Annotated in this window: 12 protein-coding genes; 11 read left to right on the top strand and 1 reads right to left on the bottom strand. The window is 59.1% G+C overall.

Annotated features, from left to right (window positions below):
- The first annotated feature begins 138 nt into the window (after positions 1-138).
- The 4 genes from rpmE (at position 139) to H3221_RS03105 (ending at position 3,984) form a co-directional block, all read left to right on the top strand.
- On the top strand, positions 139-351 hold the full coding sequence (gene rpmE, locus H3221_RS03120; RefSeq protein WP_003459015.1) for a 50S ribosomal protein L31: 213 nt from the start codon (positions 139-141) through the stop codon (positions 349-351).
- A gap of 26 nt (positions 352-377) precedes the next feature.
- Positions 378-1,178 (top strand): thermonuclease family protein, encoded by an 801-nt coding sequence (locus H3221_RS03115; protein ID WP_196476839.1) that lies wholly within the window; start codon positions 378-380, stop codon positions 1,176-1,178.
- Positions 1,175-2,611 (top strand): M48 family metalloprotease, encoded by a 1,437-nt coding sequence (locus H3221_RS03110; protein WP_196476838.1) that lies wholly within the window; start codon positions 1,175-1,177, stop codon positions 2,609-2,611. Before H3221_RS03115 ends, H3221_RS03110 begins: the two co-directional genes overlap by 4 nt.
- 104 nt (positions 2,612-2,715) lie before the next feature.
- Complete coding sequence (locus H3221_RS03105) at positions 2,716-3,984, top strand: malic enzyme-like NAD(P)-binding protein (protein WP_160019100.1); 1,269 nt, start codon at positions 2,716-2,718, stop codon at positions 3,982-3,984.
- Between the two features lie 90 nt (positions 3,985-4,074).
- Here H3221_RS03105 and H3221_RS03100 read toward each other — a convergent pair whose 3' ends face one another.
- Entirely contained in the window at positions 4,075-6,483 is a 2,409-nt protein-coding gene (locus H3221_RS03100) for a penicillin-binding protein 1A (RefSeq protein ID WP_397427955.1), read from the bottom strand.
- Between the two features lie 184 nt (positions 6,484-6,667).
- On the opposite strand from H3221_RS03100, the gene H3221_RS03095 reads away from it, so the two are divergent.
- Genes H3221_RS03095 through aroB form a run of 7 tightly spaced genes read left to right on the top strand, consistent with a single transcriptional unit; the run spans position 6,668 to position 13,297 of the window.
- On the top strand, positions 6,668-7,732 hold the full coding sequence (locus H3221_RS03095; RefSeq protein ID WP_017678539.1) for a pilus assembly protein PilM: 1,065 nt from the start codon (positions 6,668-6,670) through the stop codon (positions 7,730-7,732).
- Complete coding sequence (gene pilN / locus H3221_RS03090) at positions 7,732-8,304, top strand: type 4a pilus biogenesis protein PilN (protein ID WP_196476836.1); 573 nt, start codon at positions 7,732-7,734, stop codon at positions 8,302-8,304. Before H3221_RS03095 ends, pilN begins: the two co-directional genes overlap by 1 nt.
- Positions 8,301-8,921, top strand: coding sequence for a type 4a pilus biogenesis protein PilO (gene pilO / locus H3221_RS03085; RefSeq protein WP_196476835.1), 621 nt, complete (start codon positions 8,301-8,303; stop codon positions 8,919-8,921). Before pilN ends, pilO begins: the two co-directional genes overlap by 4 nt.
- Positions 8,921-9,445: a type 4a pilus biogenesis lipoprotein PilP gene (gene pilP, locus H3221_RS03080; protein WP_017678542.1), complete on the top strand. Its 525-nt coding sequence runs from the start codon at positions 8,921-8,923 to the stop codon at positions 9,443-9,445. Before pilO ends, pilP begins: the two co-directional genes overlap by 1 nt.
- A gap of 55 nt (positions 9,446-9,500) precedes the next feature.
- Complete coding sequence (gene pilQ, locus H3221_RS03075; RefSeq protein ID WP_196476834.1) at positions 9,501-11,618, top strand: type IV pilus secretin PilQ; 2,118 nt, start codon at positions 9,501-9,503, stop codon at positions 11,616-11,618.
- 5 nt (positions 11,619-11,623) lie between these two features.
- The gene (gene aroK, locus H3221_RS03070) at positions 11,624-12,142 is read left to right on the top strand and encodes a shikimate kinase AroK (protein ID WP_026088727.1); all 519 of its coding nucleotides are present in this window, start codon (positions 11,624-11,626) and stop codon (positions 12,140-12,142) included.
- A 51-nt stretch (positions 12,143-12,193) separates the two neighbouring features.
- Positions 12,194-13,297, top strand: coding sequence for a 3-dehydroquinate synthase (gene aroB / locus H3221_RS03065; RefSeq protein ID WP_192980275.1), 1,104 nt, complete (start codon positions 12,194-12,196; stop codon positions 13,295-13,297).
- The last annotated feature ends 6 nt before the right edge of the window (positions 13,298-13,303 follow it).

Below are 13,303 nucleotides of genomic sequence, written 5' to 3'. Positions count from 1 at the left end.
GCCGGCGATCTTAACACGCGACGACCGGCGCCTTGCGTGGCTTGCATCGGTCTGCGTCTCTGGTAAGATGCGCGGCCTATTTCTGTGCGGTGCCTGACATTGGTCGGGTGGCGGCACGACTACCCCGAGGAAAGCACGATGAAAGCCGATATCCATCCGAACTACGTCGAAATCGACGCTACCTGCTCCTGCGGTAACGTGATCAAGACCCGCTCCACCCTGGGCAAGAACCTGAGCCTCGACGTTTGCTCCGAGTGCCACCCGTTCTACACCGGTAAGCAGAAAGTGCTGGACACCGGCGGCCGTATCGATCGCTTCAAGCAGCGCTTCGGCGTATTCGGCGCCAAGTAAGCGACCGAACGATTACGGAACGTGCCATGCACCTGTCCGTGAATCTGAAAAAGGCGTCCCTGGTGGGCGCCTTTTTCGTTTCTCTGCTTGGCGCCGATCTGGTCCAGGCCTTCTGCCCGCAGCGCGCCGATCTGGCGCAGGTCGCGGTGCGCCAGGTGGTCGATGGCGACACGGTGCGCCTGGCTGACGGGCGCAGCATCCGCCTGATCGGCATCAACGCGCCCGAGCTGGGACGCAAGGGGCGTAGCGACGAGCCTTATGCGGTGCAGGCCAAGCGCCGCTTGCAGGCGCTGGTCGATGCCAGCGATGGTCGGGTCGGTCTGCTCTACGGCGCGCAGCGCAAGGATCGCTACGGGCGTACCCTGGCCCATCTCTACGACCGCCAGGGGCGTAATCTGGAAGCGCAGTTGCTGGGTGAAGGCCTTGGGTTCATGGTCGCCGTGGCGCCCAATAGCGCACTCGTGAGTTGTCAGGCAGAGGCGGAGCGCCAGGCACGGCGTCAGCGTCTGGGTGTGTGGCGCACCGAGCAAGTGAAGACGGCTGGCCAACTAAAGAGTGGCGGCTTCGCCTTGCTCGGCGGGCGGGTTGCAGGCGTGCAACGCAATCGCGGTGGCCTCTGGCTCGATCTCGATGGCGGTCGGGTATTGCGCGTGGCGCCAGAGCTGCTCGGCGAGTTCGACGTGCGCGCGTTGCAGCAGCTCGAAGGGCGACGGGTGGAGGCGCGGGGCTGGGTCATCGATCGTCAGAGTCTCGGCGGCTTGAAATCCGGGCAGGCGCGCTGGATGCTGCCGCTTACCCATTCGGCGATGCTGGAGGTGTTGCCATGATACGTGCATTGACGCTGTGTCTTGTCTGCGGCTGGTTGGCGGGTTGTGCGGTCAATCCCGCCACGGGCCGCACCGATTTCGTGATGATGAGCGAGCGCCAGGAACTGGATCTTGGCGCACGTTACAACCAGGAAATCCTCAAGCAATACCCGCGTTACGAAGATGCCAAACTGCAGGCCTATATCCAGCGCGTGGGTGAGCGTGTGGCGCGCAGCAGCCATCGTAATCAGCTCAACTACGTCTTCACTCTGGTGGACAGTCCGGACGTCAACGCCTTCGCCCTGCCGGGGGGGTACATCTATATCCATCGTGGGCTGCTCGCTTACCTCAACTCCGAGGCGGAGCTGGCGGCCGTGCTGGGCCATGAGGTCGGCCACGTGACCGCGCGCCATAGCGTGCGCCAGCAAAGTCAGTCCACGGCCTGGGGCTTGCTCGGTCAGGCTGCGGCCATCGGTACCGGTGTCGGAGCGGTGGGGGATCTGACCAGTGCCATGGGCAATGCCTTCGTGCGCGGCTACGGGCGCGACATGGAGCTGGAGGCTGATGGCCTGGGCGCGCAATACCTGGCGCGTGGTGGCTACGATCCGCAGGCGATGATCGAAGTGGTCAAGGTGCTCAAGGGGCAGGAGGACTTCGCTCGCGAGCAGGCTGCCAAGCGGGGCGAGGCACCTGCAGCGGGTGGCTACCACGGCTTGTTCGACACGCACCCGGACAATGATCGGCGTCTGCAGGAAGTCATTGGCCCTGCGCGTGCATTGGTGGGCGGCAATCAGGAAGTGGGGCGTGACAATTTCCTGCAGATGCTCGACGGCCTGGTGTTCGGCGATTCGGCTGCCAGCGGTATTCGCCGTGGGCGCAATTTCTATCACGGCGAGCTGGACTTCGCCCTGACCTACCCGCAGGGCTGGCAACTGGTCAATCGCCCAGATGTGTTGATCGGCCACACCCCGGATGAGCAAGCCTTCATTGCAATGACCCTGGAGGCGGTGGAAAAAGGTCTTTCGCCTGCCGAGTTCCTGCGCAAGCGTGCCGGCAATCAGCGTCTGGTGGCGGGCGAGGAGTTGCGGCTTGGTGCGCTGCAGGGCTATACGGCGGTGTTGCAGGGCCAATCGGCGCGGCGCGTTGCGGTGATCTATCGAGACGACAATGCCTATCTGTTCGTGGCTGGGCTACGGGGGCGTGCCTCGCTGGAAACCGAGGATCAGCGCTTCCTCGATGTCATCCGCAGTTACCGGCCGCTCAAGACGGCTGAGCGCAAGCTGGCCGAGCCAGTGCGCTTGCGTCTGGTGCGGGTCAAGACGGGGCAGGGCATCTCTGCTTTGGCCAAGGATTCGCCGTTGGCGGTTGATGGCGAGGCGCAGCTGAGGCTGCTTAACGGGCTCTATCCGAGTGGTGAGCCGCGCCCCGGTCAGTGGCTGAAAACGCTGCGCTAGCGCGGTGCCTCAATCGCGACCGAACGGTCTTGTGCAGGTGTATACAACTTGCGTATCCTCGGCCGCCTGCCCGTTCAACAGCCAACAAAAGCGGAAATGCCACTATGTCAGATCTAAAAACTGCCGCTCTCGAATATCACGCCCAGCCCCGCCCCGGTAAGCTGAGCGTCGAGTTGACCAAAGCCACTGCTACTGCCCGCGACCTGTCGCTGGCCTACAGCCCGGGTGTCGCTGAGCCGGTTCGCGAAATCGCTCGTGATGCCGAGCTGGCCTACCGTTACACCGGTAAAGGCAACCTGGTAGCCGTTATTTCCGATGGCACCGCCATCCTCGGCCTGGGTAACCTTGGTCCGCTGGCCTCCAAGCCGGTCATGGAAGGTAAAGGCGTGCTGTTCAAGCGTTTCGCTGGTATCGATGTGTTCGATATCGAAGTCGATTCGGAAAGCCCGCAGGCCTTCATCGACACCGTAAAACGCATCTCCATTACCTTCGGCGGCATCAACTTGGAAGATATCAAGGCCCCCGAATGTTTCGAGATCGAGCGCGCGCTGATCGAGCAGTGCGACATCCCGGTATTCCACGATGACCAGCATGGCACCGCGATCGTCACCGCTGCCGGCATGCTCAACGCCCTGGAAATCGCCGGCAAGACCCTTGAAGAGGCGAAGATCGTCTGCCTGGGTGCCGGTGCTGCCGCCATCTCCTGCATGAAGCTGCTGGTGAGCATGGGCGCCAAGGTCGAGAACATCTTCATGATCGACCGCAAGGGCGTGGTGCACGCTGGTCGCGATGATCTGAACCAGTACAAGGCGGTGTTCGCCCATGAAACCGATCGTCGCACCCTGTCCGATGCGCTCGACGGCGCAGATGTGTTCGTCGGTCTGTCTGGCGCCAACCTGCTGAGCCCGGAAGATCTCAAGCGTATGGCGGCCAACCCGATCGTCTTCGCCTGCTCCAATCCTGACCCGGAAATCAAGCCGGAGCTGGCGCACGAGACGCGCAACGACGTGATCATGGCCACTGGTCGTTCCGACTACCCGAACCAGGTCAACAACGTTCTGGGTTTCCCCTTCATCTTCCGCGGTGCTCTGGACGTACGCGCCACCCGCATCAACGAAGAGATGAAGATCGCCGCAGCGCTGGCACTGCGCGACCTGGCCAAGCTGCCGGTACCGCAGGACGTCTGTGACGCCTACGGTGGTATCGCGCTGTCGTTCGGTCGTGAGTACATCATTCCGAAGCCGATGGATCAGCGTCTGATCACCGTGGTTTGCGATGCCGTGGCCAAGGCTGCCATCGAATCCGGTGTGGCGACTCTGCCGTATCCGAAGCACTATCCGTTGAAGTCGGTGGATGAAGTGTTCAACGGCTGATCAGCCGAGCACTAAAAAACCCGCTTCGGCGGGTTTTTTATTGCCTGTGATTCGGCTCGAGGCAACGCGTGCCGTCGCCTGAGCCTAGCCCTAGAACAAGTCGATCGGCGCCATCTCGTCGGCCGGCAGCGGGCTACCAGGAGCGCCCATGCCAGGTTCGAATTCGCTCATCGGAGGAGGCGAGTCTTCGCTTTTGAACAATTCAAAGTAGGCGTCCGGCGTGCCTGGTGCTGCAGCGCGGCCGCTGATCGGGTCGACTCGCAGCGTCAGCAGGCCCTTGGGTTCCTTGGGTGGGTGGTTGGGGCGATCCTTGAGTACCGCGCCCATGTAATTCATCCAGATCGGCAGCGCGACAGTACCGCCGTACTCGTGGCGGCCCAGGCTTTCGGGCTGGTCGAAGCCTGCCCAGACGGTGGTCACGTAATCGGCGTTATAGCCGGAAAACCAGCTGTCCTTGGACTCATTGGTAGTGCCGGTCTTGCCCGCCAGGTCATTGCGGCCAAGGGCGAGAGCGCGTCGGCCGGTACCGCGCTTGATCACGTCCTGCAGCATGCTGGTCATGATGTAGGCGGTACGTTCGTCGATGATCTGCTCGGCGACCTTGGGTTCTTCCAGCGGCAACTCATCGGTTGCGTTGACGGTGAGACTGGCGTTTTCCTCGGTCGGTGCGCTGCCTGGCACGCGTGCCGGGTTGGCACGGAACAGCGGTTTGCCATCGCGATCGTCGATGCGTTCGATCAGGTAGGGCTCGACCTTGTAACCACCATTGGCGAAGGTGGCCCAGCCCTCTGCAATTTCCATGGGTGTCAGGCTGGCGGTACCGAGTGCCAGCGACAGGTTGCGCGGCAGATCTTGTGGCTCGAAGCCGAAGCGCTCGATGTAACGAAGGCTGCGGTCGATACCCATGTCCTGCAGCAGGCGGATGGAAACCAGGTTGCGCGACTTGTACAGCGCTTCACGCATCCGAATCGGGCCGAGGAAGGTGTTGTTGTCGTTCTTCGGGCGCCATTTCTGCGACAGGTAATCGTCGGAGAGGATGATTGGTGCATCGTTGACCAGCGTTGCTGCGGTGTAGCCGCTATCCAGTGCCGCGCTATAGATGAAGGGCTTGAAGCTCGAGCCCGGCTGGCGCTTGGCCTGCACTGCGCGGTTGTAGTTGCTCTGGTCGAATGAGAAGCCGCCGACCAGCGACTGAATGGCGCCGCTGTATGGGTCGAGGGAAACCAGCGCGCTCTGCGCCGCTGGAACCTGAGTGAAACGCAGGCTGCCATCTTCCTGGCGCTGCACGCGAACGATATCGCCGACCTGGGCGACATCGCCAGGTTGCTGTGGTCGCGGCCCCAGGCTGTTGGTGTTGAGGAACGGGCGTGCCCATTTCATGCTGTCCCACGAGACAGCTTGCTCTTCACCGTTACGGGTCAATACCAGGATGCCGCTTTTCTCGACCTGGGTAACCACCGCTGGTTCCAGGCCGCCGATGCTGCGGTACTTGCCCAGCTCGGCCTGCCAAGTTTCGCGGGCCATGCCCGGCAAGCGACTCTCAGGGCCACGGTAGCCGTGACGTTGGTCGTAGGCGATCAGTCCGTCACGTAGCGCGGTATTGGCCGCTTCCTGCAGATGGCTGGGTACGGTGGTGGTGACATTGAAGCCTTCGGTATAAGCCTCGCTTCCATAGCGTCCGACCATTTCCGCACGCGCCATCTCGGCTATATAGGGAGCGCTCAGTTCCGGAGTTGGAACGTGATAACGGGCGTCGACCTCTTCGGCCAGTGCTTGCTCGTAGCTGGCCTGGTCGATGCGGCCGAGGCGGTAAAGACGGCCGAGAATCCAGTCGCGGCGCTCCTTGGCTCGTGTCGGGTTGACCAGCGGGTTGTAGCGCGATGGTGCTTTCGGCAGGCCGGCAATCATCGCCATCTGCGCCAGGTTGAGCTCGCGGATCGATTTGCCGTAGTACACCTGTGCGGCCGCTTCGATGCCATAGGCGCGGTGGCCGAGGTAGATCTTGTTGACGTAGAGCTCGAGGATTTCGTCCTTGCTCAGCTCGCGCTCGATCTGCAGCGCCAGGAGAATTTCGGTCGCCTTGCGTGAGAAGCTGCGCTCACTGGTGAGGAAGAAATTCTTCGCCACTTGCATGGTGATGGTGCTACCACCGCTCTGAATCTGGCCGCTTTTCAATAATTGCGTGGCAGCGCGCATCAGGCTGGTCACATCGACGCCATAATGATTGGCGAAATTATCGTCTTCAGCAGCCAGCAGGGCGCTGATGAATGCTTTGGGGATCTCGTCGAAGCGAATGGGCGAGCGGCGCATCTCGCCGAACTCGGCGATCAGCTTGGCGTCGCTGCTGTAGACGCGCAGAGGAATCTGTAGCTGTACCTGACGCAGCGATTCGACGGACGGAAGGGTCGGGCTAAGATAAAGAAACGCGCCGCTGAAACTGAGCAACAGCCCACAAAAAACGGCAACGCAAGACCACCAGATGAACTTCAGCAGGCGTATCAAAATGTTCGGAATTCCAAGTAAAAGAATGAGTTAAGCAGGAGTCGAGGCAAAAAGGGAAAAGCTGATCACATTATAAGCGTTTTTTTTCCCGGGGAGCCATTTGCGCTTCTGTCAAGACTGATATTTAATGTGGAAAAACATAAATAGTCCGTAAGTCGCGGATGCCAATAGGAAAACGGTCGTGCTAGGGCTCTTCACTAAGAAAGCGAATACGCTGCTGGGGATTGATATCAGCTCGACTTCGGTCAAGCTCCTCGAACTGAGTCGCTCGGGAAGCCGCTACAAGGTAGAGGCTTATTCAGTCGAGCCGCTTCCACCTAACGCAGTGGTAGAGAAGAACATCGCCGAGCTGGAGGGGGTCGGTCAGGCGCTCTCTCGCGTGCTGGCCAAGGCCAAGAGCGGCGTCAAGACGGCTGCAGTTGCTGTGGCGGGTTCGGCTGTCATCACCAAGACCATCGAAATGGAAGCCGGTCTTTCCGAGGACGACTTGGAAAACCAGCTGAAGATCGAGGCTGATCAATACATTCCCTACCCGTTGGAAGAAGTCGCCATCGATTTCGAAGTGCAGGGGCCGGCGCCACGTAACCCCGAGCGGGTCGAGGTGCTGCTGGCTGCATGCCGCAAGGAGAACGTGGAGGTTCGCGAGGCAGCCCTGGCGCTTGCCGGGCTTACCGCGAAAGTGGTCGACGTCGAGGCATATGCCCTCGAGCGCGCCTACGGTCTGCTGGAAGCGCAGTTGGGTGGCGGTCATGATGAGCTGACCGTCGCGGTGGTGGACATTGGCGCGACGATGACCACGCTCAGTGTTCTGCACAATGGCCGCACCATCTACACCCGCGAGCAGCTTTTCGGCGGCAAGCAGCTGACCGAGGAAATCCAGCGTCGCTACGGGCTGTCGGTCGAGGAAGCTGGTCTTGCCAAGAAGCAAGGCGGTCTTCCAGATGACTATGACAGTGAGGTTTTGCAGCCGTTCAAGGAAGCTGTCGTTCAGCAGGTTTCGCGTTCGCTGCAGTTCTTCTTCGCCGCCGGGCAGTTCAATGATGTCGACTACATCCTCCTGGCTGGCGGCACCGCGTCCATTCCTGATCTCGATCGGCTGATCCAGCAGAAGATCGGTACGCAGACGCTAGTGGCCAATCCCTTTGCCGATATGGCGCTGAGCAGCAAGGTCAACGCCGGTGCGCTGGCCAGCGATGCGCCGGCACTGATGATTGCCTGTGGTCTGGCGATGAGGAGTTTCGACTGATGGCGCGGATTAACCTACTTCCCTGGCGTGAACAGCTGCGTGAGGAACGCAAGCAGCGGTTTCTGGTGAGCCTTGTCGGTGTCCTCATTGTGGCTGCTGGTTTGGTGTTTCTGGGTGATCAATTTCTCAGTGCAGCGATCAGTAATCAGAATGCGCGAAATGACTTCATAAAGAAGGAGATCGCAGTTCTCGATGCGCGTATCAAGGAAATCAGTGAGCTTAGAACGCGTCGCCAGCAATTGTTGGAGCGCATGAAGATTATTCAGGATCTGCAGGGTAATCGACCCATTATCGGTCGGGTATTCGACCAGTTGGTGAGAACGCTGCCGGACGGTGTGTATTTCACCGATGTGAAAATGGCGGGTAAGAGCATTGCCATCATCGGTGCTGCTGAATCGAATAATCGCGTCTCGAATCTGATGCGTAACCTGGATGGTTCCGAGTGGTTGACAGCTCCCAATCTGACCGAGGTCAAAGCTGTTACAGCAGGAGCTTTGGATCAGGCGAATGTGTTTCAGCTGACGGTCCAGCAGACGCAGCCTGATCAGGAAAAAGCGGAGGGGGTGCAATGAGTATTAAGAATTCCCTGGACAGCCTGCGCAGCATTGATATCAATGACCTTGACCTGAACAATGTCGGGGCGTGGCCTGGTGCCGTCAAATTCATTGCCGGCCTGCTACTGTTTATTGTCGTTCTGGGGTTGGGCTACAACTTTCACCTCAAGGATTTGCAAAGCATGCTGGAGCAGCGTCAGCGAGAAGAGGTGACGCTGAAGGAGCAATTCTCCAGCAAGGCTTTTCAGGCGGCGAACCTTGAGGCCTACAAGGAGCAGATGCAGGAGATGGAGGTATCCTTTGGCGCTCTTTTGCGTCAGTTGCCAAGCGATACCGAAGTTCCGGGTTTGCTGGAAGATATTACCCGTACCGGTTTGGGCAGTGGCTTGGAGTTTGAAGAGATCAAGCTGTTGCCGGAAGTGGCTCAGCAGTTCTATATCGAATTACCGATTCAGATCAAAGTTACCGGCGGTTATCACGACCTTGCGACCTTCGTCAGTGGTGTTGCCAGCCTGCCGCGTATCGTCACCTTACATGACTTCCAGTTGGCACCCGTCAGTGCTGAAAGTTCCAGTCGCCTGAATATGCAGATCATGGCCAAGACCTATCGCTACAATGATAAGGGGGCTCAATGATGAGTTTCTCTCGTTTGGTTCTGGTTGCGGGGTTCTCTCTTCTGGCCGGGTGCGGTGTTGGTGGTGACTTTTCCGATTTGCGTATCTATATGGATGAAGTGCGCGCAAAGCCCAAAGGTGCTATCGAGCCGCTGCCAACTTTTCAACCTTATGAAAGTTTCACCTATCGTGCGGCGTCTTTGCGCAGTCCTTTTCAGCCCCCGGTCAAAATCGATGTCGTCACTCGTCAGAAAGGGGCGCCAGAGATCAAGCCTGATGAAAGCCGTGTCAAGCAATTCCTCGAAGGGTTCAACATTGAAACGTTCGAGATGGTTGGCACGCTGAGAAATGATCACCAGTTATTCGCTCTGGTTAACGGTGCGGGCGGTGTTCATCGTGTAAAAGTAGGCGACTTTCTTGGACGTAACCACGGCAAGATTCTCGTGATCGATGACTCCAAGATCGATGTGATGGAAATTGTTCCAGATGGCGAAGGTGGCTGGCTTGAGCGACCACGCAGCCTTTCCTTGAAGGAGCGCTCCTGACGGGGCGGGGTGAGAAATGAATATAAATAATCTGTCTGCCATACGGGATACGAAAATGAACAGCTCTCTTTCGCGTCTTAGCGTCGCTCTGCTGGCGGCGCTGCTGTCGCCCGCGGTACTGGCGGCCAATCTTCAGGATTTGAATGTCGCCAGTTTGCCTGGCGATCGAGTTGAGCTGAAGCTCTCCTTCGATGAGCCAGTAACGGCTCCTCGCGGCTATACCATCGAGCAGCCTGCGCGTATCGCTCTGGACCTGCCGGGAGTATCGAACAAGCTGGGTTCCAAGAATCGTGAGCTGGGCGTCGGCAATGCGCGCAGTGTCACCATCGTCGAGGCTAAGGACCGTACCCGTCTGATAGTCAATCTCACCAATCTGGCGCCATACAGCACCCGAGTCGAGGGCAATGACCTGTATGTCCTGGTTGGCGATTCCTCTGCCGCTGCAGCGCGCTCCTCTGCCTCGACGCCTGCATCCGTGGCGGCGGTTACGCCCAAGAAAACCTACGGGCCGCAACCGAAAGCAATCAGCAACATCGATTTTCAGCGTGGCGAGCAGGGTGAGGGCAATATCGTCATTACGCTTTCCGACGCTTCGATCAACCCTGATATCCAGGAGCAGGGTGGGAAGATTCGTCTGGACTTTGCCAAAACTGAGCTGCCTGAATCCCTGCGCGTACGCCTGGATGTGAAGGATTTCGCGACGCCGGTGCAGTTCGTCAGCGCCACGGGTAGTGCAGACAAGACCAGTATCGTGATCGAGCCCGTCGGTTTGTACGACTACCTGGCTTATCAGACGGAGAACAAACTGACCCTGAGCGTAAAGCCGCTCAGCCAGGATGATGTCGAGCGTCGCAATGCTGAGCGATTCGCCTACACCGGCGAGAAGTTATCGCTCAACTTTCAGGACATCGACGTGCGTTCCGTCCTGCAGTTGATTGCCGATTTTACCGACCTGAACCTGGTGGCGAGTGACACTGTTGCTGGCAACATCACTCTGCGTCTGCAGAATGTGCCCTGGGATCAGGCGCTGGACCTGGTACTGAAGACCAAGGGCCTGGATAAGCGCCAGGTTGGTAACGTCTTGCTGGTGGCCCCGGCAGACGAAATTGCTGCCCGTGAACGTCAGGAACTGGAGTCGCAGAAGCAGATTGCTGAGCTGGCGCCCCTTCGTCGCGAGCTGATCCAGGTGAACTACGCCAAGGCCACCGACATGGCCAAGCTCTTTCAGTCGGTCACCAGTGCCGATGGTACGCCTGATAGCCGTGGCTCCATCACCGTCGATGACCGTACCAACAGCATCATCGCGTACCAGACTCAGGAGCGACTGGACGAGTTGCGTCGCATCGTCGCTCAACTCGATATCCCGGTCAGGCAGGTCATGATCGAGGCGCGTATCGTCGAAGCCAACGTCGATTATGACAAGGCGCTTGGCGTGCGCTGGGGTGGGTCGGTGCGTAATGGACGCTGGGACGTCAGTGGTAAAGACGGCGCGCAGATTTTCGATGAGGACACTGGGCAGCGTAAGTTCCTGGGCACCGACACCATTGGTAATACCACTGTGGACGATGGCCTTGCCAACTTGCCCTTCGTCGACATGGGGGTGCAGAACAGCACATCTGGTATTGCCATAGGCTATTTGGGTAGCAACATCGTTCTTGATCTTCAGCTGTCTGCCATGGAAAAAACCGGTAACGGCGAGATCGTTTCCCAGCCGAAAGTGGTCACCTCTGACAAGGAAACGGCAAAGATCCTGAAGGGGCAGGAAGTTCCTTATCAGGAGGCCAGTTCGAGTGGCGCGACCACTACGTCATTCAAGGAGGCGGCGCTGGCTCTGGAGGTCACTCCGCAGATCACCCCGGATAATCGGATCATCATGGAGGTCAAGGTCACGAAAGATGCTCCTGATTTCGCGAATCTGGTCAACGGTGTCCCTCCGCTCAACAAGAACGAGGTCAACGCCAAGGTACTGGTCAATGATGGTGAAACCATCGTCATCGGTGGCGTGTTCTCCAATACTCAGACCAGTGCGGTCGAGAAGGTGCCATTTTTGGGTGATCTGCCGTTCGTGGGGCGTGTGTTCCGTCGAGACATCGTTCGGGACAACAAAGCCGAGTTGCTGGTTTTCATCACTCCGCGCATCATGAACAACCAAGCCATTGCCGTGAACCGATGACCTAAGTGCGGAATGTAATCCTCGTGGGCCCGATGGGAGCTGGAAAGAGCACCATCGGGCGTTTGCTTGCAAAAGAACTGCGTTTGTCTTTCAAGGACTCCGACAAGGAGATCGAGCAGCGTACCGGTGCCGATATACCCTGGATCTTCGATGTCGAGGGTGAGCAGGGCTTTCGTGAGCGGGAGCGGGCGGTGATCGCCGAGCTTTCGATGCAGGACGGTCTTGTGCTGGCGACTGGCGGCGGAGCGGTCATGCGCCCGGAGAATCGCCAGGCTCTGCATGCTGGCGGGCGAGTCGTCTACCTGCATACTTCGGTGGAACAGCAGATCGATCGCACGTCACGTGATCGCAATCGTCCGTTATTGCGCACGGCCAATCCGGCTCAGGTACTCAGGGATCTGATGGCCATGCGTGATCCTCTGTATCGAGAGGTCGCTGATATCATCATCGAGACGGACGAGCGGCCGCCGCGCATGGTGGTTCAGGAAATTCTCTCGCGTCTGGAAGCCTTGTCGCCCCGTTAAAGCGCGGGGCGAACTGCGCTATCCTAGTGGCCTTTTTATTCTGGGGGCCTCATGCAGACTCTTCGCGTCGATCTCGCCGAACGCAGCTATCCCATTTATATCGGTCAGGGGCTGCTGTCCCGCCCTGAACTGCTCGCGCAGCACATAGCAGGGCGGCAGGTGGCGATCGTGACCAACGACACCGTCGCGCCGCTATATCTGCAAACGCTGCAGCAGGCTCTCGAAGGCTACAGCGTCACCTCTGTAGTGCTGCCTGACGGTGAGGCGTTCAAGAACTGGGAAACCTTGCAACTGATCTTCGATGGTCTGCTGAGTGCTCGACACGACCGCCGCACCACTGTCGTGGCACTTGGTGGGGGTGTGATCGGTGATATGGCGGGCTTTGCAGCGGCCTGTTACCAGCGTGGTGTCGATTTCATCCAGGTCCCGACGACCCTGCTTTCTCAAGTCGATTCGTCGGTGGGCGGCAAGACTGGCATCAATCATCCACTGGGCAAGAACATGGTTGGCGCCTTCTACCAGCCCAAGGCCGTCCTGATCGATACGAGCAGCCTGAATACCTTGCCCGCTCGTGAATTGTCGGCTGGCCTTGCCGAGGTCATCAAGTATGGCCTGATCTGCGATGAGCCTTTCCTGTCATGGCTGGAGCAGAATATGCCGGCCTTGCGTGTGCTCGATCAGCGGGCGCTTACCGAGGCTATCGAGCGATCCTGTGCGGCCAAGGCGCGTGTCGTCGGTGCGGATGAGCGTGAGTCGGGAGTGCGTGCCACGCTCAATCTTGGCCACACTTTTGGGCACGCCATCGAGACCGAGCAGGGTTATGGCGTTTGGCTGCATGGCGAAGCCGTTGCCGCTGGAACGGTGATGGCGTTGGAGATGTCCCATCGTCTGGGCTGGCTATCAGCGGCGGACCGAGACCGAGGTGTGCGCCTGTTGCAGGCTGCTGGGCTGCCAGTGGTACCGCCGCGGGATATGACGCCTGAGCAGTTCCTCGAGCATATGGCGGTGGACAAGAAAGTGCTCGATGGTCAGCTGCGTCTCGTGTTGCTCAAGCGTTTGGGTGAGGCTGTAGTGACTGCCGACTACCCGCGTGAAATTCTCGACGCCACGCTGCGTAGCGATTACGCAGCGCTGGCTCAGTCGTCCAACTCTTGAAGAGTG

The organism is Pseudomonas chaetocerotis (assembly GCF_015712105.2).
Lineage (GTDB): Bacteria > Pseudomonadota > Gammaproteobacteria > Pseudomonadales > Pseudomonadaceae > Aquipseudomonas > Aquipseudomonas chaetocerotis.
The sequence above is the reverse complement of the archived record's forward strand: the minus strand, read 5'-3'. Positions and strand labels throughout refer to the sequence as shown.